Annotated in this window: 20 protein-coding genes; 7 read left to right on the forward strand and 13 right to left on the reverse strand. The window is 66.7% G+C overall.

Annotated elements, in window-relative coordinates:
- Window positions 1-81 precede the first annotated feature (81 nt).
- Both abc-f and IBX18_RS32610 read left to right on the forward strand, forming a co-directional pair.
- Complete coding sequence (abc-f, locus tag IBX18_RS32605; RefSeq protein WP_194837316.1) at window positions 82-1689, forward strand: ribosomal protection-like ABC-F family protein; 1608 nt, start codon at window positions 82-84, stop codon at window positions 1687-1689.
- Window positions 1690-1715: 26 nt separating this feature from the next.
- Window positions 1716-2387 carry a CatB-related O-acetyltransferase gene (locus IBX18_RS32610; RefSeq protein WP_373889244.1) on the forward strand — a complete coding sequence of 224 codons (672 nt, stop codon included), beginning with the start codon at window positions 1716-1718 and terminating at the stop codon, window positions 2385-2387.
- On the opposite strand, the gene IBX18_RS32615 is transcribed toward IBX18_RS32610, so the two are convergent.
- From IBX18_RS32615 to IBX18_RS32640, 6 genes are all read right to left on the reverse strand, one after another.
- Window positions 2332-3120 carry a class I SAM-dependent methyltransferase gene (locus IBX18_RS32615; RefSeq protein WP_194837317.1) on the reverse strand — a complete coding sequence of 263 codons (789 nt, stop codon included), beginning with the start codon at window positions 3118-3120 and terminating at the stop codon, window positions 2332-2334. The genes IBX18_RS32610 and IBX18_RS32615 overlap by 56 nt on opposite strands.
- 1150 nt (window positions 3121-4270) lie before the next feature.
- Window positions 4271-4837, reverse strand: coding sequence for a GNAT family N-acetyltransferase (locus tag IBX18_RS32620; RefSeq protein ID WP_194837318.1), 567 nt, complete (start codon window positions 4835-4837; stop codon window positions 4271-4273).
- Between the two features lie 43 nt (window positions 4838-4880).
- Window positions 4881-5297 (reverse strand): Rieske (2Fe-2S) protein, encoded by a 417-nt coding sequence (locus IBX18_RS32625; RefSeq protein ID WP_194837319.1) that lies wholly within the window; start codon window positions 5295-5297, stop codon window positions 4881-4883.
- Window positions 5294-6475, reverse strand: coding sequence for a ZIP family metal transporter (locus tag IBX18_RS32630; protein WP_194837320.1), 1182 nt, complete (start codon window positions 6473-6475; stop codon window positions 5294-5296). The genes IBX18_RS32625 and IBX18_RS32630 overlap by 4 nt, the downstream gene beginning before the upstream one ends.
- Before the next feature lie 2 nt (window positions 6476-6477).
- Window positions 6478-7530 carry a multicopper oxidase domain-containing protein gene (locus IBX18_RS32635; RefSeq protein WP_194837321.1) on the reverse strand — a complete coding sequence of 351 codons (1053 nt, stop codon included), beginning with the start codon at window positions 7528-7530 and terminating at the stop codon, window positions 6478-6480.
- Window positions 7531-7665: 135 nt separating this feature from the next.
- Complete coding sequence (locus tag IBX18_RS32640; protein ID WP_194837322.1) at window positions 7666-8043, reverse strand: nuclear transport factor 2 family protein; 378 nt, start codon at window positions 8041-8043, stop codon at window positions 7666-7668.
- A gap of 402 nt (window positions 8044-8445) precedes the next feature.
- Here IBX18_RS32640 and IBX18_RS32645 point away from each other — a divergent pair, with 402 nt between their 5' ends.
- Window positions 8446-9111 (forward strand): dioxygenase, encoded by a 666-nt coding sequence (locus IBX18_RS32645; RefSeq protein ID WP_194837323.1) that lies wholly within the window; start codon window positions 8446-8448, stop codon window positions 9109-9111.
- A 189-nt stretch (window positions 9112-9300) separates the two neighbouring features.
- Window positions 9301-9822: a CAP family protein gene (locus tag IBX18_RS32650; protein WP_194837324.1), complete on the forward strand. Its 522-nt coding sequence runs from the start codon at window positions 9301-9303 to the stop codon at window positions 9820-9822.
- Here IBX18_RS32650 and IBX18_RS32655 read toward each other — a convergent pair.
- The gene (locus IBX18_RS32655) at window positions 9779-11866 is read right to left on the reverse strand and encodes an MMPL family transporter (RefSeq protein ID WP_194837325.1); all 2088 of its coding nucleotides are present in this window, start codon (window positions 11864-11866) and stop codon (window positions 9779-9781) included. The genes IBX18_RS32650 and IBX18_RS32655 overlap by 44 nt on opposite strands.
- Window positions 11867-11956: 90 nt before the next feature.
- A complete protein-coding gene (locus IBX18_RS32660; RefSeq protein ID WP_194837326.1) occupies window positions 11957-12595 on the reverse strand; it encodes a hypothetical protein in 639 nt (212 codons plus the stop codon).
- Window positions 12596-12765: 170 nt separating this feature from the next.
- On the opposite strand from IBX18_RS32660, the gene IBX18_RS32665 reads away from it, so the two are divergent.
- Window positions 12766-12978 carry a hypothetical protein gene (locus IBX18_RS32665; RefSeq protein ID WP_194837327.1) on the forward strand — a complete coding sequence of 71 codons (213 nt, stop codon included), beginning with the start codon at window positions 12766-12768 and terminating at the stop codon, window positions 12976-12978.
- A 79-nt stretch (window positions 12979-13057) separates the two neighbouring features.
- On the opposite strand, the gene aztD is transcribed toward IBX18_RS32665, so the two are convergent.
- Genes aztD through aztB form a run of 3 tightly spaced genes read right to left on the reverse strand, consistent with a single transcriptional unit; the run spans window position 13058 to window position 17166 of the window.
- Window positions 13058-14227 (reverse strand): zinc metallochaperone AztD, encoded by a 1170-nt coding sequence (aztD, locus tag IBX18_RS32670; protein ID WP_194837328.1) that lies wholly within the window; start codon window positions 14225-14227, stop codon window positions 13058-13060.
- A 27-nt stretch (window positions 14228-14254) separates the two neighbouring features.
- Window positions 14255-15178: a zinc ABC transporter substrate-binding protein AztC gene (gene aztC, locus IBX18_RS32675; protein WP_194837329.1), complete on the reverse strand. Its 924-nt coding sequence runs from the start codon at window positions 15176-15178 to the stop codon at window positions 14255-14257.
- The gene (gene aztB / locus IBX18_RS32680; RefSeq protein WP_194837330.1) at window positions 15175-17166 is read right to left on the reverse strand and encodes a zinc ABC transporter permease AztB; all 1992 of its coding nucleotides are present in this window, start codon (window positions 17164-17166) and stop codon (window positions 15175-15177) included. Before aztB ends, aztC begins: the two co-directional genes overlap by 4 nt.
- A 47-nt stretch (window positions 17167-17213) precedes the next feature.
- Here aztB and aztA point away from each other — a divergent pair, with 47 nt between their 5' ends.
- A complete protein-coding gene (gene aztA, locus IBX18_RS32685) occupies window positions 17214-17939 on the forward strand; it encodes a zinc ABC transporter ATP-binding protein AztA (protein ID WP_194837331.1) in 726 nt (241 codons plus the stop codon).
- Window positions 17940-17955: 16 nt separating this feature from the next.
- Window positions 17956-18444 (forward strand): DoxX family protein, encoded by a 489-nt coding sequence (locus IBX18_RS32690; protein WP_194837332.1) that lies wholly within the window; start codon window positions 17956-17958, stop codon window positions 18442-18444.
- A gap of 184 nt (window positions 18445-18628) precedes the next feature.
- On the opposite strand, the gene IBX18_RS32695 is transcribed toward IBX18_RS32690, so the two are convergent.
- Together IBX18_RS32695 and IBX18_RS32700 are read right to left on the reverse strand one after the other, a co-directional pair.
- On the reverse strand, window positions 18629-19639 hold the full coding sequence (locus IBX18_RS32695) for a DUF6745 domain-containing protein (RefSeq protein WP_194837333.1): 1011 nt from the start codon (window positions 19637-19639) through the stop codon (window positions 18629-18631).
- Window positions 19640-19685: 46 nt separating this feature from the next.
- A complete protein-coding gene (locus tag IBX18_RS32700; protein WP_228542107.1) occupies window positions 19686-20126 on the reverse strand; it encodes a hypothetical protein in 441 nt (146 codons plus the stop codon).
- Between the last annotated feature and the right edge of the window lie 34 nt (window positions 20127-20160).

The raw sequence follows: 20160 nt of genomic DNA on the forward strand, positions 1-20160 counted from the left end.
TGCCGATGTTCCTTCGAAGTGTTTCCCCGGCCCTGCGGTCCGTGCTGACCGTGTCGTCCTCGAACGCTTCGGAGAGTGCATATGCCAACCCAGATCACCGCGCGAGCGGTCAGCAAATCCTTCAACGGCACCACGGTTCTCGATGAGGTGACGTGTTCGCTCGCCGCGGGCGAGCGCACCGGGATCATCGGCGAGAACGGATCCGGCAAGACCACTCTGCTGCGCCTGTTCGCCGGGCGGGAGCAGCCCGATCACGGCGAGATCGTCGTGCACGCCGACGGCGGGATCGGCTACCTCGCTCAGGAGGAAGAGCTGCCACCGCACTCGACCGTGCAGGAGGTCATCGATCGGGCGTTGATCGAACTCCGTGCTCTCGAACAGCGGATGCGCCGCCTCGAGGTCGCGATGGCCGACGGCGACGAGTCCGGGATGGCCGAATACGGCGAGCTGACAACAGTTTTCGAGCTACGCGGCGGTTACGACGCCGACGCTCGGGTGGAACGCGCGTTGCACGGTCTGGGTTTGAGCCTGGTGGACCGCACCCGCACGGTCGGCGAACTGTCCGGCGGCGAGCAGGTCCGACTGCGCCTGGCCGCGATCCTCGCCGCCGGCACCGAGGTGCTGCTACTGGACGAACCCACCAACCATCTCGACGGCGACGCCCTGACCTGGCTGGAAGATCATCTGCGCACCCGCCGCGGCACCACGGTGACGGTCTCGCACGACCGCGCCTTCCTCGAGCGGGTTGCGACCAGCCTGCTCGAGGTCGACGCGGACCGGCGACAAGTCATCCGCTACGGCAACGGCTATGCAGGATTCCTGGCCGAGAAGGCGGCGGCGCGCCAGCGGTGGGTCCAGTCGTACACCCAATGGCAAACCGACACCGAGCGGCTCTGCGAACTCGCCGCCACCACCGCCCGCGATGTCGCACCGGGCCGGGCCATGAAGGACAACAACAAAATGGCCTATGACCGGGCCGGTGGGCGGGTGCAGCAGTCACTGGCCAGCCGGGTTCGCAATGCCGAGGAACGACTCCGCCGCCTGCTCGCGGATCCCGTTCCGCCGCCACCACAACCGCTTCGGTTCGCTCCCACACTGCGGGTTGGTGGTGCGCGCGGCACCGTGCTCGACGCCACCGATATCGCTGTCGCGGGCAGGCTCGACCGGACGAGTCTCAAGGTCACAGCGGGCGATCGGCTGCTGATCACGGGCCCGAACGGTGCGGGCAAGTCCACGCTGCTGCGCGTACTGGCCGGTCGGCTCGAGCCGGACACCGGCACGATCATTCGTCACGGCACGGTCGGTTACCTCGCGCAGGATCCGCCGCCCACCGAACCCGGGCAAACCCTGCTGGCCGCCTTCGCCCGCGGCCGCACCGGCGACACCGACGCGCACGCCGAACGATTACTGTCCCTCGGCCTGTTCGACCGTGCCCGCCTGACGACGCGCGTCGAAAACCTGTCCACCGGACAGCGGCAGCGTCTGGCCTTGGCGCGGCTGGTCACCGAGTCCGTCGACGTGCTGCTGCTCGACGAGCCCACCAACCACCTGTCGCCGGGCCTGGTCGAAGAGCTGGAAACCGCACTGGCCGAATACCGTGGCGCCCTGGTGATCGTCAGCCACGACCGCCGGCTCCGCGCCCGCTGGCGCGGTGCTCAGCTCGACCTGCGCGCGTCGGTATCCGTCTGATCCCCCACCCCCCGAAGGAGTTTCGCGTGCCCGACAGCCCCATCCCCGCCGACCCAATGGTGTTGCACCCCATGCCCGGCCAGCCGCGCGTGATCCTGCTGAAGCCGCTGGTCACCTCACCACTGATCGAAGTCGGCGAGTTCTCCTACTACGACGATCCGGACGACCCGACCGCCTTCGAAACCCGAAACGTGCTCTACCACTACGGACCCGAGAAACTGATCATCGGAAAGTTCTGCGCCCTCGGCACCGGCGTCCGCTTCGTCATGAACGGCGCCAATCACCGCATGGACGGCCCCTCCACCTTCCCCTTCCCCACCATGGGCGGCTCATGGTCGAACCACTTCGACCTGCTCACCGACCTCCCCAGCCGAGGCGACACCATCGTCGGCAACGACGTCTGGTTCGGCAACGGCGCAACCGTCATGCCCGGCGTGCGAATCGGCAACGGCGCCATCATCAGCACCGGATCCGTGGTCGTCGGCGACGTACCCGACTACGGCATAGTCGGCGGCAACCCGGCCCGCCTCATCCGCACCCGCTACAGCGACGAAGACATCGCCCGCCTGTTGGCCGTCGCCTGGTGGGACTGGCCCCTCGACCACCTCACCGAACACGTGCCGACCATCATGTCCGGCAGCATCACCGACCTGGAAGCCGCCCGACGCGCAGTACCCCACTCAACATCGGAAGGGTGAACTCGCCACTGGAGGTCTCCGATCTGCTCGCGAGAAATGCGCGAATGCTGCCGAGCGTGGCCTGTCGTTCCGGCTCCGGCATGACCAGCACGCCCGCGCGGGTTCCGAGCGTCGCGACGAGGGAGTCGGCCGTGCGGCGCTGCCCGTGCGGAAACTCGGCTTGCTCCGGCGACCCGAACCGGGGATTCAGACCGGTCGCAGGAAGATACAACCGCTCCGTCGCCTCCCGCCAACTGCTGAACGTGTCACGCGGACCGATGGCCACACTCCCGCCGACCCGCTCGAGTCCGGCCACCCAGCCGACCCGGTCGTCCATAACATTCCACAACCCAGCCAGAATGCCCCCGGGCGCAAGAACTCTCGCGATTTCGGGCCCCGCGACAGCCATATCGAACCAATGCAACGCATTCCCCGCCAGCACAGCATCAACCGACCCATCCGGCAGCGGAATCTCCTCCGCACTACCCGACAAGGCACGAACTGCCGGCAGCACACGACGCAACTCGGCCAACATCGCCGAATCAGGCTCGACCGCAACAACATCAACACCCAAGGCAACCAGCGTGCCAGTCAGCTTCCCGGTCCCCGCCCCGAGATCCAACACCCGCGATCCCGGTGCGGCCGCCAACGCCCAACGCACCGCGTCAGCCGCATAGTCCGGCCGATGCTCGGCATAGGCGGGCGCCGCCGCCCCGAACGACGAGGAATGCCGCAGCCGCACATGGTCTTCCATGCAGTCACCCTAGTCGCGATGATCACCGAATTCCGAGCACCAGCAAAGCCGATCCCGATCCATCGCAGAGACCGGCTCCCACATATCCGTAAATCGGCAGCAGCATCGTTTCCGACTGCGGCGCGTGGTCGACCTGTTACGAAGAACCGATGTGTGGGCAGCGCTCTCGCCCCTCGCCGTTACCCGCTGCGCACGGCGCCCGCACCCACGGCCCTGCCCGATACTTGCCGGGTTCTCACTGTTTTCTGGCCACGGCGACGAACCGAGCTCTAGGGGATGCGGACGCAGCGATCCCCTCCGCGCGTGACGGAGCAGCCCACAAGGAAGTTGCCGTTGGCTTCGTCTTTGAGCCAGACCTCGACCACCCTGGCTCCACCCGCCACGTCTGCCGTGAGGTGGATCTCCCGATGAACGGGCCCCGTGCACGTGGCGCTCGTAGTGTTGTAGTCCAAAGTCCCGCCGTCGGCAGTTTCCGCACTAGCCCATCCCCGGCGACAACCGGTGCTCAGGCCTCGGAGGCTGCCGGCGACGATGACCGACCGATTGTAGAATTCGATCGTGCCACGGTAGTAGGTCGCACCGAAGGTGAGATCGAATATGGCCTGATCGTCGGCAGCCGCGTTGGGCGCCCCAGCCAAAGTCAAACCCCCGACAGCCGCAAGCGTCGCTACGACCGCAGCCGCCCTCTTCGATGTCCGTAAGATACGTGGATACACGGTAACCCCCATTTTTTCAAAACAATTGTTGTGAAACACTTTTCACCCTGAGTATAAATCGACCTGTGGCACTTCACCGGAGCTTCAGGAATTATCGGAGGATTATTCGCGAGCCCTGACGCGACGCTGGCGCTGTGCCGCGGCGACGCGGACGGCGTCCTGAGTGGTCAGAGAATTGTGTTGCTACACAACAACTCTCAGCAGAGGCTACCTGACATGTATCAGGCCAACAGATTTCGTCGTGATCAATTCGGCGGGCCGCCGGATCGAGCTACTCCACCGTGCGGCAGCCGAGCTTGTCCTACCCGGTGCGGTTGGCGAAGGGCCGCTTGCCATACATCGCCACGAACTCCGCCAGGGATCGACCAGCCGACCTTTTCGGGCCAACGGCCGATGGCGCGTAAACGTGGCTGCCCGGTGGGCTGGGCGCCGATTCACACCAGGCTGTCGTGTTCCCACTCCGCACGAGTGATCTCGTAGCGAACCTCCCCGTGCTCGGAACCCTCGATCGTGGGTAGCTCGGGGTGGTACGTCTTCACATGCGTCATGCCGAGCTTCTCCATGACATGCCGCGAACCGCGATTGACGAACATTGTTTCGGCCCAGACCATGCGCACGCCGAGTTCGGTGAACGCTTTGCGGAGCAAGGTGGTCGACCCCTCGGTCGCGAATCCTTTGCCCCAGGCCGACTTACGGAAACGGTAGCCGAGTTCGACTTCGTCGAGCGGGCCGTCGGCTGCGGGGCGCAGGATGAACCAGCCGATGAACTGGCCGTCGGTCTTCTCGTGCGCGGCGATCGTGCCGTAGGTGTTGTTCCACTTCTCGTATTGGCCGAGCAGCCGGGGAATCGTTTCCTTGCGGATCTTCTCCGGCGGTGTGGGCACGCCGCCGGAGAGGTAGCGCATCACGTCGGGGTCGCTGTCGAGCTCGATGAGCAGGTCGGCGTCGTTTTCGGTGAAGTGGCGCAGGGTCAGTCGGTCGGTCTCGAGATAGACAGCCATACGCGATGCTCACATGGAGCGGAGCGAATGATCCAATGGTTTTCTACCGGACCACGATCTCCGCAGCCTCGATGACAAACGTGCGCGCGGACAACGGTTTCCGCGCCGGCCCGCGCACCGCGGACCCATCCCTGATGCTGAATCCACTACCGTGACAGGCGCATTCGATGGCACCGTCGCGGACACGGGCGACCAGGCAACCCTGGTGTGGGCAGGTGGCCGAGAAGACTCGGATATCGCCGGCGACCGGCTGGGTGACGACCAGGTCTTGCTGCGGGTAGATCCGCCCGCCACCGACGGGGACCTCGGCCAGCGGCACCCGCGCCGGTGCGGTGTCCGCGTCGCCTCGGCCGCAGCCCGCAGCAGTGGTTGCCGCGACGGCCACCGCGGCACCGACAAGCACACTGCGCCTGGTGCAGCCGCCGCAGGATGGCCGGCCGGAATCTGGTGCGTCGATCATGCGGTCACCAACAACCCAGTCGCATACATCACCAACAACCCGATCGAAACACCGCCGAGCGTCGACACCGCAATCCCCTTGCCCTCCGGTTCCCGCAGGCTCGGCACGATCTGCACGATCACCTGGACGATCGCGCCGACACCGACCCCGAGCAACAGCGCGGACAGTTCCGCATTATTGACCGTCGCCCCGAGCACGGCACCGACGATGGCAGGAGCCCCCGCAACAAGACCGAGTCCGAGCAGGGTCAGCAGAGGCGGTCGCCGCTCGGTCAACGGTGCGACAACGGCAAGCCCTTCGGTGGTGTTCTGAATGGCGAAGCCGATCACCAGAAACGTCCCGAGCGCCAATTCCCCTACGGCATAGGCAGATCCGATGGCCAGACCTTCACCGAGATTGTGCAGTCCGATACCGATGGCGATCATCAACGCCAATCGCACGCCACTGGCCCCCTGCACCGCGGCCGACTGCCGACGACTCCGCAGCCACTGGTCCACCGCGGTCAACCCGAGGAAGGCCAGTACCGCACCGAGCACGACCAACGCGGTACCACCGAAGGCCCCACCGGATCGACCCGCCAGCTCGAAGCCTTCGCTGGTACCTTCCCAGGCCAGAAAAGCCAGCAACCCCACGGTCACCGCGAGCAATACCCGCACGACCCGACCACCGGCGGCCCGCATCACCGGCAGGAACAGCATCCCGAGCACCACCGGAATGATGCCGACATAGGTCCCGAGCAAGGCCATCAACCCGAAGAACGACGCATTGGTCGCAGGCGTCTCGACCGCGGCGGGGATATCGTGCTCGATGACCAGCCCGGTCGAGGTCAGCATCGACACCAGGTAGGGCTGACCGTCCTGCCACGGATAATCGATCCGCACCCGCGCCGATTCCAAGCGCCCGATCGGCTCGTCCAACCCGGTGAAGTCGACGTATGCGTCATTGACGAAGATCTGCCCCACCGATACCGGATCAGCTCCGGTATTGCGCAGCGTCAAGTCGATCGACCCCGGCTCGAGCCTGGTCTGCTCGACCGCGATCTCCTCCACCGGCGGCCCGGTACGTTCCGGCAGGCTGCGCCCGCCCAGCACGGCCAAGCCGACCAACGCGATCGCCAGCAATCCGACGGAGACCAGGCCGAGCAGCCACGGCCTGCGGGTGCGCTCGATGTCCACCATGGCTACTCCGTCACCTCGAACATGCCCATCCAGCCGAGCTCGGCGAACTCGGTCTTGTGCGCATGGAACATGTACTGTCCCAGATGCGGAAACCGCAGTTCGCAAATGCCGCGCTGCCCTTGCCCCTGCACGATGGTGTCGGTGAATTCCGTTGGCTCCAAACGCGTTCCGGTCGGGAAGTAGTCGAAGAAGTTCCCGTGGATGTGGAAGCTGTTGATGGGGTCGTACTCCAGCACGTTCACCAGGTAGATGCGCACCAGCGCATTGCGTTTCACGCGGATCGGCTCGTGCATGTAGTGGAACGGGATGCCGTTGACCGCGTAGAGCTGATTGCCTTCGCCGTCGAAGGTCGTGTTGTAGCCGTGCTGCACCATCACCATCTCGTCGGCGGCCGGGCGCGGCTGCGGCGGATCGACGATGAACGTCCCGTACATGCCGCGCGCGATGTGCTCGGCCAGCGGCCCGACGTGGCAGTGGAACAGGTGCAGCCCGAACGGGGTGGCGTCGAACTCGTAGGTGAAGCTCTCCCCCGGATTGATGATGCCGCGGCCGAGGCCGGGAATGCCGTCCATGTCGGCCGGGTGGATGCCGTGAAAGTGCAGCGTGTGCGGGTGTTTCGAGCCGTTGGTGAAATTGACCCGCAGCAGGTCGCCTTCCCGGCAGCGCAGGGTCGGTCCCGGAATCCGCGAATTGAGCGTCCACGCCGGGAAACTCACCCCCGGCGCGATCTCGATGTCCTCGTCGCTGGCGTACACATCCCATTCCCGCAGCGTGCGGCCGTCGGGGAGGGTGGTGACCCGGCCGTAGTCGAAGTCGCGCAGGATGGCCGTCGGATCGAATCCGTTCGCCTCGTGGTCGACGACGCTGCCCTTGCGGAACGTGGGCCCGGAAGCTCCCCCGCCGTGCTGATCCGCGCCGTGCTGGTGCACCGGCCGGTCGTGCTCCCGCGCCCGGGCCGGCGCCGAGTCCAGGACACCACCTGCCCCTAAAGCCACACCTACCGCACCGGCAGCAGCCCCGCCGGCCAGGAATCGGCGCCGAGTCGGAATGTCCATTCAGGTGTGCCTTACTTCGTGAATCGATGGAACGGTAGGTAAAGTTTGGGCTACCGAACTCTAAAATTCAACCTATCGAACGCAGCAGGTCGGATCGACATCCGGCCGGAGCCTGGACTACCAGCTCAACTCGCGCTAAATGCTGCGCAACCCGCCGAAGAACCCGACGATCCGGCGGATCCGCCCCGCCGCCGAGACCTCCACGAAGTCCACCCCGTCCGGCAACGCCGTGCCATCCGCCTGCACCAGCCGCCAGCCGAACCGAGCCATGTCGTGGTGCGCATCTATCCGGCTGACCCGCAGCACCCGCATCCCCGGCTGCTGCGCGAACACCCCGTCGATGTGGGCCGCCAGCTCCTCGACCCCGACCGCGTGCACGGTCGGATCGGTATACGTCGCGTCCGCCGCCAACGCCGCGCCCAGAAATTCCCGCCGCCGGACCGGATCCGGATCACTCCATCCCAGACAATACGTATCGATCAACGCATCGAGCGGACCATCGATCTCAGCCATTCGGTCATCCTCACCTGCTATTCGACAATGTCCCCAGTCTGCCCCAACCGGGGTATTCGAATCGCCGGGGGCCGCGACAGCGATATCCGACAACCGGGGAGTCACTGGGGACACATCGCTGCAAGTCTCGGGTCCTCACCAGTTTCCTTGAGGCACTGGATATCCCGGCTACACATCAATGAAAGTTGTACTTCTTTCGCCACTCGGCCCCTTGCCCGGCCCGCTGTGCACGACCTATCGTCATTGGCACATTCGAGCTCGAAATACCTTCGCCGACAAGGCGTTTGGCTACTGAGCAGCACAACAGCCCGCTGCTCGGATTGCGAGTAGTGCAATGACCCATTGCCGACGGATGTGACACCTGAACACTCCCGCCCACCCTCTCGCGAGGAGATCACAATCATGAGCACCGACCATTTGCCGGATGACGACACCGAACTCCCCCAGGCGATTACTCGGAAACGCCTGCTGCAATTAGGTTTGCTGGCCGTGCCCGCCGCGGCGACACTGACCGGTGCCGCCGTCGGCATCGGCAACGCCGACGAAGGTCAGCAGGCCGTACCGGACGACCTCGAACCCACCCCGGCCTGCCACGACGGGGACGCACCCACAATTTCACAAACCGAAGGCCCCTACTTCAAGCCGAACTCGCCACTCCGGAACGATCTGGTGATACCCGGCTCCCCGGGCACCCGCCTGACGGTCAGCGGCTATGTGTTCACCCGCTCCTGCCGCCCGGTGGCCCAGGCACTATTGGACTTCTGGCAGGCCGACAACGCAGGCGCCTACGACAATTCGGGCTACAAGTGGCGCGGCCATCAATTCACCGACGCGAACGGCCAATTCAAACTGTCGACCATCGTGCCGGGCCTGTACCCGGGCCGCACCCGCCACATCCACGTCAAAGTGCAGGCCCCCAACCAGCGGGTGCTGACCACCCAGCTGTATTTCCCCAACGAGCCACGAAACAACACCGATTCCATCTTCGACCGCCGGTTGCTGATGACGGTCCGTACCGTGCCCACCGGGCGGGAGGCGACGTACGACTTCATTCTGAACTTCCGCTGACGTAAGGGTGGCCGGCGCGGTCGGCGTCGGCGGCCCGTTCCCGATGGACTGGACCGACGACGCCGACCTGGAGCGGTCAGCCTTCGCATTCGCCTCGACTGGGGAGCGCCACTGGTGATCATTCTCTTGTCGCGCAGACCGACCGGTCCTACGGTGGGACGCGCTATCCACCGATCGGAAGGAAGTCGAATGCACAAGTCGCGCTTGGCAATTGCCGCTGCCCTGGTCGCCATCGCCGGTTCGGTCGTTGGTGCCGTACCAGCCGGTGCGGAGACCTCCGACGCCCAGAAGCTCTCCGTGGCGAACGCGGCGCGCGCACAGTATGGGGCTCCTCCGATGACCTGGAACTCGGGCTTGTCCGCCGACACACAGCAATACGCCGCGGCATGCAAGTTCCAGCACTCGGATTCGCGCGGCCGCTACGGCGAGAACCTCTATGCGGGCACCGGCAATCGCAGTTTCGAAGACGCGATGAAGAGCTGGATGGCAGAGGCGAGCAAGTACGACTACAACAATCCCGGCTTTTCACCCGAGACAGGACATTTCACCCAGGTGGTGTGGAAGGCCAGCACGCAGCTGACCGTGGGCATTGCTTCATGTCCCGCAGGCACCATCTTCTCGCAGCCCAGCACCTACATAGTCGCCCGCTACACCCCGCCGGGAAACGTCAGGGGACAGTTCCCGCAGAACGTCGGTCGTCCGCAGAACTGACCTCCCCCCTCTCCCGCGGCTCCGCTGGCGTGGATACGCGGGAGAGGGGGTTGGGCCACCAGATTTTCGGCCCGGTGAGGCTGAAAAGCGCTGGGATGACTACGGTCCGGACCAGGAAGGTGTCCAGCAGGATACCCAGCCCGACGATGATTCCGAGCTGCGTGAGGATGATCAACGGCAGGACGCCGAGCACACAGAACACGGCGGCCAGGACGATGCCCGCACTGGTGATGACGGCGCCGGTGGCGGACACGGCGCGGACGATGCCCTGGGTACTGCCGTGGTCGGGTGTTTCCTCGCGCGCTCGGGTCACCAGGAAGATCGTGTAGTCGATACCCAGGGCTACCAGGAAGAGGAAGGCATACAGCGGCGCACTGGTGTCCAACGCCGGAAAACCGAAGACGTGCAAGCCGATCCAGGCCCCGAGCCCGAGCGCGGCCAGCGCGCTGAGCACCGAGACGCCCACCAGCAGCACAGCGGCGGGGACGGCACGCAGCAGGGCGAGCAGGATGACCGACACGACGGCCAGGATCATCGGAATCACCACGCGCTGATCGTGTTCGGCGGCAGTCCTGGTGTCCAACCCCTCGGCGTCACCACCACCGACGAGTGCCCCAAGTACCGACGACAGCTCGTTTCGCATCGACTCGATGGTCGAGAAGGCTTGCGGCGAACCGGGTTCGGCGTTCAGCACGACCGACCACCGCATCAGCCCGGCCGGCGAGGTTCCGGTCGGCGTTACCTCGGTAATGCCCGGCGTCGCATGCAGCTTCTGTTGGACCTCGGCCCCCACATCGGCCTTCGCCAACACGATCGTCGGGTTGGCCGCACCGACCGGGAAATGCGCTGACAGAGTGTCGAATCCTTCGACGGATTCGGCGCGGACCCGGAACTGATCGGTCTGCGACAACCCCACGTCGGTCCCGATCAATCCTGCCGCGAACCCACCGAGTACCACCAGCGTGCCGCAGGCGACGATCACCGGCTTGCGCACGACCCACGCAGCGATCGCATGCCACATCCCCTGCTCGGCCGCCATCCGATCGTCCGCTTGCGGCACGAAGGGCCAGAAGACATTGCGCCCGCACAAGGCCAGCGCGGCAGGCAGCGCCACCAGAACGAACACCAGAGCCACCACCAACCCGGCGGCGGCACCCACACCGAGACTGCGGGTATTGGGCAGCGAAGCGAGCAACAGCGTCAACAGTGCGGCCACGACGGTGACATTGCTCGCCAGGATCGCCGGTCCGGCGTGCCGCACCGCGTGGCGCAACGCCGCCCGATGATCGGCATTTCGATGCAACTCGTCGCGGTAGCGCGAGACCAGCAGCAGCGCATAGTTCGTGCCAGCACCGAAGACGAGCACGCTGGTGATGCCCGAGGTCGAGCCGTCGAAGGCGAGCCCGGTCACCCGGGCCAGTCCGGTGCCGACGGTGGCCGCGACCCGATCCGCCGAGCCGACCACGAGCAGCGGCACCAGCCACAGCACCGGCGACCGGTAGGTCACGATGAGCAGCAACGCGACGACGGCAGCCGTCACCGCGAGCAGGGTGATGTTGGCACCGGCGAAGGAATCGGCGATGTCACCACCGAACGCGGGCCCGCCGGTCACCTGAATGTTCAGATCCGCCGGTTGCCCGGCTTTCACGGACTCGCGCAGTTCGTCGATGCGGTCGGTCAAAGCGAACCCGCTCAACTTCGCGTCGACCGGCAGCCGTCCGATCGCGGCCTGCCGATCGGGCGAGATGGCCAGTTCACCCAGCCGCACCCGCAGCGCCGCCACCTCGTCGGCAGCCAATTCGGCGCCGTCGGTGCGCGTCACCACGACCACCGCGGGTGCGGTACCCGCATCCGGGAACTGGGTGAGCAGTTCTTTGACCCGCGCCGATTCCGCGCTGCCGGGCAAGGAGTTCGGGGCCTCCCCCGCGGCGTCGTTACCGCCGATCCCCCCGATCAACCCGGCCGATACAGCGGCGAGCAACACGAGCAGCAACCATGACCTACGGGCGGTGACCGCGGTCGCGAACCGATCCCACATGCGCATCACCACACGATGGCAGAACCGCTGCCGAGGCGCGCGTTGTCACCCCGGCCACGTGGGGATGATCACGGCCCGGTAGGCACGGCGCAGCGATCAGTCGAATCCGTAGATCTTGGCTACCTGCATTTGCTCGGGGTCGAAGGTCGTCGTCTCGACCCTCCCGAAACCCGGTGTGACAAGGCTGATCGTGGTGTCGCCGGTGAAGGACACGCGCTGCGGGCACTCGTCCTCGTTCCAGACAGTGTCCTGCCTGCTGAGCAGTCCACCCCGCTCACGAAGCACGACGCGGCAACCGGGCGGGTGGTTGTAGATCTTGTGCGATTCCGTGACGACTTCGTGGCTTCCGTCGGGACTCACGGCGACGGCCACGACCTTGCTGTCGTCGGCGACGAACCCGTGCACGAACATCGAAACCGCCCACACGGGCACCAGCACCAGCCCCAGGGTGGCGGCAACCGCAAGCTGACCCGGACTGCGGCGCGGACCCACTCTCTGCACGGCGAGGAGTAGCACGGCGGCCGTCCAGCACGCGGCCGGCGCCCACACCGGGACCCAGTCGAATCGATAGAAGCGGGATGACTGAAACCATGCGGGCCCGGCCGCGACGCCCACCGCGAAAAGCGCCAACACAGCGAGCATCCAAATGATCCGCTGTCTGCGACGCACCCGGTCGGTACCGCTGCCCGCCTCGTCCGGCACCGGAGACACGTCGTCGTTCGTCGTCGCGGTCATCAGACTGCCCACCTCGTGCACATCACGTCCGACGTCGGTTCGAACACCTGGTGAGCTTAACTGAATCATCGAGAAAGTAATGGGGGCAACGTAACTCGGGGCGTGCGGGCGACTTCTGGCGCCGGATAACTTGATGGCATTCCGCATCAGCATCCACCGAAGGAGATCGAATGCCCACCTCTCGAACCGCACTGCGCAGCACTGTCGTCGGCGCCGTCTTCGTGACCATGACCGCGATCACGGGAGCGAGCGCTTACGCCGAGTCGACCGTTCCGACGGAACCGCAGCCGAACCCGGCCGTGAAGTCGATCGATTGCAATCCGAGCAACTTCAACTTGATAACATGCCTGCTCAGCGGCTCGTCCTCGCTGTCGGCGAAATAGCCTGACTTGCCACGCGGACCCGGCTCGAAGCACTGAAGTTCGAGCCGGGTGACCGCATGAACAAGCTAGCCGCGTCCGATCAGTGTCCGATCACTCCACTCAGTTCGTTCGGCGTGGCGGCCAGGGTCGCGCTCGCGGCCACCGCGCCGGTGCTCAGGTCGATCCGGTGCACCTGCTTGGTCGCCGGGTCGGACACGTAGGCCATTCCGTCGCGGCTGAACAGGGTCGGGCGGGGATCCTGCCACTTCAACGGTTCCTGCCACGGCGCGAGCACCGGGATGGAGCGGGTGATGGTGCCCGCCACCGGGTCGATCACGTGCAGGCGGCCGTCGGTGCCGAGCACCAGCGCCTCGCCTTGCGGCCCGCGGGCCAGCGAGCGGAAGGTGTAGCTGGTGCCGATGTCGACCAGACGCAACGAGCCGCTGACCGTGTCGATGAGCGAAATCTGCTGAGGGCGTTCGAGTTCGGCGTCCTTGTCCTGCTTGTAGTCACCGAGCACGATCGGCGAGACATCGCTGCCCGCCGCATTCCCGATGCGGCCGTAAGGCGTCGGGCTGGTGACCTTGGTGATGGCTCCGTTGCGGTAGACGAGAACGCCTGTCTGGCAACCGATGACGATCGCCTCGTCCTTGGCCGCGGCTTCACCGTGCACGCCGGGGCAGTCCTCGTTGCGGGCGATCTCCTTACGCTGCGCGTCCAGCACCACGGCGCCGACCCGCTTCTCGTCGGTGCCGAGCGTGACCAGCAGGTTGCCGTTCGCCAGCTGCACCGCGACACCGTGGTGCGGGGTGGGCGTGCGATAGACCTCGGTCGCGGGCTTCTTCCCTGACTCGAGCGCGGCGGATTCGAAGGCGGTGACCTCGCCGGTGGCGTCGGCGAACAGCACCGTACGGCCCGCATGACGCACCACGTGACCGGGCTTGCCTGCGGGGAACTCGGTGCCGGTGAACTCGGCGGTGGCCGGATCGAAGACCCGGAAGCCGTCCTTGACCGTCACCATCAGATGCCGGTCGTCGCCGGCCGGGTTGAGCCGGTTGAAGCCTTCCAGCTGCACCTCACCGGTCTTGGCCAGCGTGGTCGGGTCCAAGACGTAGATGCCGCCGTCATAGGTGAGCGCGATCGGCTCGGCACCGTGCGCGGGTGCCGCCGACTCGGTGGAATCGTCTGTGCCGCAGCTGCTTACGGCGACAACCGAGGCGACGATTCCGGATAGAGCCACTGCTTTGGTGGCTCGGGACCGCATGTGCATGTACTTACTCCGTGTTCTCGTGGGGTATCAGGTGGGAGGTGCGGTGAGACCGCGCACGATCGCCGCGGTATTCGCGCGCGTCATCTCCAGGTAGGTGGCCGCACCGCCGCCCGGTGCGGTCAGCGACTCGGTGTGCAGTGCGATGACCTGCACCCGCACCCCGACTTGCTCGGCCAGCACGCGCGCGAGCTTGTCGGGCTGGGACGAATCGATGAAGATCGCGCCGACGCCGGCGGTCCGGATGGCATCGGCCAGCGAGCTGAGGTCCGACGAACTCGGTGAGGCAAGCGCCGTGCCGCTGGGCATCACCGCGCCGACCACCTGAAAGCCGAAACGCTGTGCCAGATAACCGAAGACGTGGTGGTTGGTGACCAGCTTGCGGCGTTCGGCGGGAATACCGGCGAACTGGTCGGTGACCCAGTGGTCGAGCTGATCGAGCTCGGTCAGGTAGCGATCGGTGTTGGCGCGAATCGTCGTCGCATCGACACCGTCGACGTGCTCGATGATCGAGGCGGCGATCGTCTCCACGGCCACCCGCACCCGCTTGGGATCGGTCCAGAAGTGCGGATCGACACGCCCTGCGGATTCGTCGGAGGTGTAGCTGATCGGGTCGACGTGGTCACCGACCGCGAGCGTCGGAACTCCGGCGCTCTCGGCGGCCGCCACATGGCGCGCCACCCCTTCCTCGAGGCCCAAACCGTTGTGCACGACGAGCGCGGCACGGTCGAGCTTCGCGGCCTGCTGGGCCGAGGCCGCGAACGAGTGCGGGTCGGCATCGGGGGCCATCAGCACCGTCACCTCGGCGGTGTCACCGGCGATGACGCGGGTGAGATCACCGAGGATGTTGGTGGTGACCACGATTCCGACGCGATCACCGCCGCTGCCGGTGCACGCGACGAGCAAGGGGGCCAGGACGGCCAGCGCGGCGACTACGCGCAGCAGGGTTTTCATTCGCCGGTCTCCATCATGTGGGTCGGTGCGAGGTCGGCGGTGAAGGTGCGGGCCAGGCGCAGGTTGTCGTTGTAGGCGATCTCGTAGACCTTCCCGCGGGGTGCGTCGTTGACGTACGCGCGCTGGGAGTCGACCAGGATCGCCGGTGCGGCGGCGCCGTCCGCGAGCGGTTCGAGCAGCGCGACCTTTGTTGTCTCCCTTGCGGTTCCGGGATCGAAGCTGTGCAGCACACCGTCGCGGGTGAGGGCGAGCAGCGCGGCACCCTCGCCCGCGGTGTTCACCGCGACGACCGGGCCGACCGGTGCCAGCGTCCAATTCTTCTTCCGCACGTCGAGCGTCCAGAATCCCTGCTCGCCGGCGCGGGCGGTGAGCGTCGCGCTGCCGGGGCGGTGGGTGAACTCCACGGCGCGATCGGCGGCGGCGACCTCGGCCGGGTAGCGGATCTTCTGTCCGGTGAAGGTGCCTTCCTCCCCCGTCACGACCAAAGCGCCGTCGGCACAACCGAATACGGCGCCACGGCGGGTCACCGCACGGCCGCGCGGGTCCGGGCACGGTTCGGCGATCGTGGTCACCGCGGCGTTGTCGCGGGTACGCACCTCGACCTTGTCACCCGTCGCGACCAGCAGGTGCGCGGCATACGGCAGCGCGGCGCCCCCGGCGATCCGGCCGCGCTCGACGATCGAGCCCTGATCGAGCGCGGGGCGATCCAGCAGCACCGTGGCGCCGTCTTCGAGCACCAGCGCCGCCAGCACCGGATCACTGTGCGCGGCCACCACCTGCCCGCCGAGGGTGCCGACTTCGCGGACCGGCGCACGGTAGTAGTGCACGTGATCGCCGTGATCGACCATCCAGCCGCCGCTGTCGACTATGCGTGTCGAATTACCCACGCTCACATAGCCGTAGCGACCGTCGCCGACGATGCGGCGCACGCCCTCGGCCCGGCCCGCGTCCACCGACTTCTCGGTGGTCAGATCCAGCACCTTGATCGCGCCTGCGCCACGGTCGGCGAGGATCAGCCGTGATTGCGGCTCGGCGGCCTCCTCCGCACCGGCCACATAGCCGTGCGGCGTCTCGACCGGCGGGGCGGGCTCGGGGCTTGTTCCACAACCGGCCAGCGGGACCACGGCAAGCGCACTCGCCGCTACCGCCGCTGTTCGAATACCTTTGCCGCGCAGCCGGTCCCGCGCCGCAGCCGCCAGCGCGGACAGGAAGAACAGGGCGACCGCGACGGCGGCGATCGTCGCGCCGCCCGCCGTCCCCGCGTGCCAGGAGATCAGCAGCCCGGTCGTCGTGGCCACACCGCCGAGCACCGCGGCGAGCAGCATCACCATCGGAATCCGGTCGGCCCAGTACGTCGCGGCCGCGGGCGGTGCGATGAGCAGACCGAACACCAGCAGCGTGCCGACGATATGGAAGGACGCGACGATCGCCAGCGTCACCAGTCCCACCAGTGCCACATGCGCGAGTTGCGGGCGCAGGCCCAGCGTGTGCGCTTTGCGCGCATCGAAGGTCAGTGCCACGAACGCGCGATGCCCGATTGCCGTGACGAGCGCCGCGATACCCAGCGCCACAACGAGATACAGCAAATCCCGGTCCCGCACCGCCAGCACGTCACCGAACAGGAACCCGGTCAGGTCGACCGCGAACGACTGCGAGCGCGACACGATGATGACACCTGTGGCGAGCATGCCGACAAACAGCAAGCCGATACCGGTATCGGCCGACAACCGCTTGTTGCGGCCGATCGCGGAGACGCCCACCGCCATTGCCGCACAACTGATCGCGGCGCCGACCAGCAGATTGCCCCCGAGCAGCGAGGCCACCGCGACGCCGGGCAGCATGCCGTGCGCCATCGCGTCCCCGAGAAAAGCCATGCCGCGCACCACGACCCACGTGCCCGCGAGGGCGCAGATACAGGACACGAGCAGGCCGCCCCACAGCGCCCGTTGCACGAAAGCCACCTCGAACGGGGCGAACAACCACTCCATGCGCCCTACAGTAGAATGAAAACGATTGTCATTACAAGTGAGGTGAAATGATCCACACGGAGACCCCGAGCGCGCTGCGCCTGCACGGCCTGTCCGCGGGTTACGCAGGTCGCACGGTGCTGCACCAGGTGAGCGGCGTGATCCCAGCCGACCAGGTCACCGCGATCGTCGGCCCGAACGGGTCCGGGAAATCGACGCTGCTCGCGGTGCTCGCCGACGTACTCGCCCCCTCGGCGGGGACGGTCGAGCGGACCACCGAGCGCAGGCCGGCCTTCGTGATCCAGCACACCGTGGTGCCCGCGACATTGCCGATCACGGTGCGCGAGACGGTGGCGATGGGCCGCTGGGCGCACCGCGGCCCGTGGCGGCGGCTGACCAAAGCCGACCGCGCCCTCGTCGATACCTGCCTGGAGCGTCTCGACATCACCGACCTGGCGGGGCGCCGACTCGACACCCTGTCCGGCGGACAGCGTCAGCGCGCCCTGCTGGCCCAAGCGCTGGCGCAGGAGGCCGAGGTTCTGCTGCTCGACGAACCGGCCGCCGGACTGGATTCCGGTTCGCAACAAGAAATTTCGCGCGCCATCCGGGAGATCAGCGCGAGCGGGGTGACCGTCGTACAGGCCACCCACGACGCCGAGGAGGCGGCCCGCGCCGACCACTGCCTCTACCTGCGCGACGGCACCTTGATCTCCGAGGGTGCGCCCGATGACGTTCTCATCCGATACCGCGCGGTGCCCTCCACAGCGGACGAAAGGACCCTAGAATTGACCTGACGGAAAGGGGCTCCGCGTGTCCGACACCTTCCCCTGGCGAACTCGGTTGCTCTCCACCACCGCGCCGGCCGCGACGATCTGGATCCGCCTCTACGTAGGTGTGGTGTTCTTCTTCGAAGGCATCCAGAAGTTCCGCTACCCCGACACCCTCGGCACCGGCCGCTTCGACAAAGCCGGTATCCCGGCCCCAGGATTCTTCGGCCCACTCGACGGCGTGTTCGAGATCGTCTGCGGTGCTTTGATTCTGGCCGGGCTCCTCACCCGCGTCGCAGCGATACCGATGATCGTGAACATGCTCGGCGCCCTGCTGATCACCAAACTCCCGATCCTGTGGGGTGACGCTCCCCTGTTCAGCGGCAAGTCCGGCTGGTGGGACTTCATCCACGACTCACGCACCGACCTCGCCCAACTGTGCGGCAGCGTCTTCCTCCTCATCGTCGGCGCCGGAGCCTGGTCGATCGACGCACGCCTCGCCCGTCAGGGTGCCCGCCCCCTCGCCTACTGACTGCCCCCGCATGCACCATCGCCGCCGATCGACAGCGCCCAGCCCGGTCGGCGCGCCGCGCAACTCCCGAGAATCCGCACTGGCTCTCGGGATCCGCACCGACTAGGGGCGCCCCTAGTCGGTGCAGATCCCGAGAGTCGGTGCGGATTTGCTGCTGGAGCGCCGCTGGCACAGTGCCGAGTACTCAGGTCTGCTGGACGGGCTCGTAGATTTCCGCGCCGAGTCCGAAGGTCCATGCCACGCCTTCGCGGGCGGTGCGGGTCGCCGGGGGGACGCGCAGCCAGTAGGTGCGGTGGGTGCCGTCGGGCTCCGGGGTGGAGTTGACGACTTCGACCATCACCACGTCCTCGTCACCGACGAGCTCGATCCGCCAGAGCACACCGGTTTCGTCGCGGTGGATCGGTTGCGCGCCCGATTCGTCGAGATAGCGGTCGTAGCCGTAGTACTCGAGCATGATTCGGCGCAGCTCGGCATTCTCTTCCGCGCGGATGCGCTCCGGAGTCAGTGTCCGCAAGCTGTCGAGGAATTCGGCGCTGACGGACATGCCGCGCCATGCGTGTAGCTCGAAGCCGTCGGAATAGGCCAGCGCGGGGCCGTCACCGCGGTCCAGGCGACCGGCTTCGTCGCGGTGCAAGGCCGTCGGGCGCTCGCTGATCAGGGCAACCTTCTCGTACGGCCACCACCAGCCGGCTTCCCGGGCCACCGCGGCCAATCCACCGAGTGGCGAGCCCGCGTCGGTGTCGAACGAGCACAACCATGCGGAATCATGTTGGCCGAGTACTGCATCCAGCAGCAAAAGGCGGACCTGTGTGCGCTGCTCCGACGTGCTCGCCGCAGCTTCGATGACACCCTCACGCACACGTTCGACCACGGTCTGCGTCAGCTCCCACAGCCCCGCACCGGTGGCCTGCCAGTGTTCGTTGAACGCCTTCGATCCCAATTCCGCATGGACGCGGGCACGTTCGGCCGCCCACGGTGCGCTACGCACCGCTTCGCGCACACTGGCGCCGCGCTCCGTCAACCCGCCCGCCGACAGCATCCGCACCGCCGCCAAAGGCGAACCGACCCAGACGATCCGCTCGGGCTCGGCCAGTCCCGCCAGCCGGTAGGCCGCACGCACCCCGGCCTCCGCCGCCGCTCGATCACCGGCACCGGTCGTCGCCGAAATCGCCCGCCACACATCACGTTCCGTCACGTCTTCACTCTTCCTGTGTTCGTAAGGTTGTCTGACGCTGTGATGTTCAGTCGGCGACGATCCGTACCGAACCCGGCACGTACTCCCGCTGGCGCACCACCCGATACCACCCCTTCGGCAGCGTGATGGCCGCATGCTCTTCGTGCACGATGCGACCACCCTCGGGCAGGTGCAGCAGCATCGGCCCGAACACGCTCGCCTCACAAATCAACCTGCCGGGACCGGCAATTGCGTGCGCGTGGCCGGTGACTTCGCCGAGCGCCAGCACCAATCGCCCTCGGCCGTCGCGGGGTTCCGACGCCGCGTGCACGGCCGTTTCGGGCACCGCGCTCGCCGCCAACGGAACGATCAAGACGTCGCCTTGCCGATACATGATTTCTCCTCCCACTGCCGACCCGAGATCGGTGCCGTGCCCAGGACGGTAGCGGCGGGCACCGACAAACCCCGCCCGCTGCCCCGGATGTCGGTGGGGCTTGGTAGAACTCACCTCATCACTATCGAAACAGGACAGAAGGGGCGGG

Origin of the sequence: Nocardia sp. XZ_19_369 (assembly GCF_015355715.1) — a bacterium.
Taxonomy (GTDB): Bacteria; Actinomycetota; Actinomycetes; order Mycobacteriales; family Mycobacteriaceae; genus Nocardia.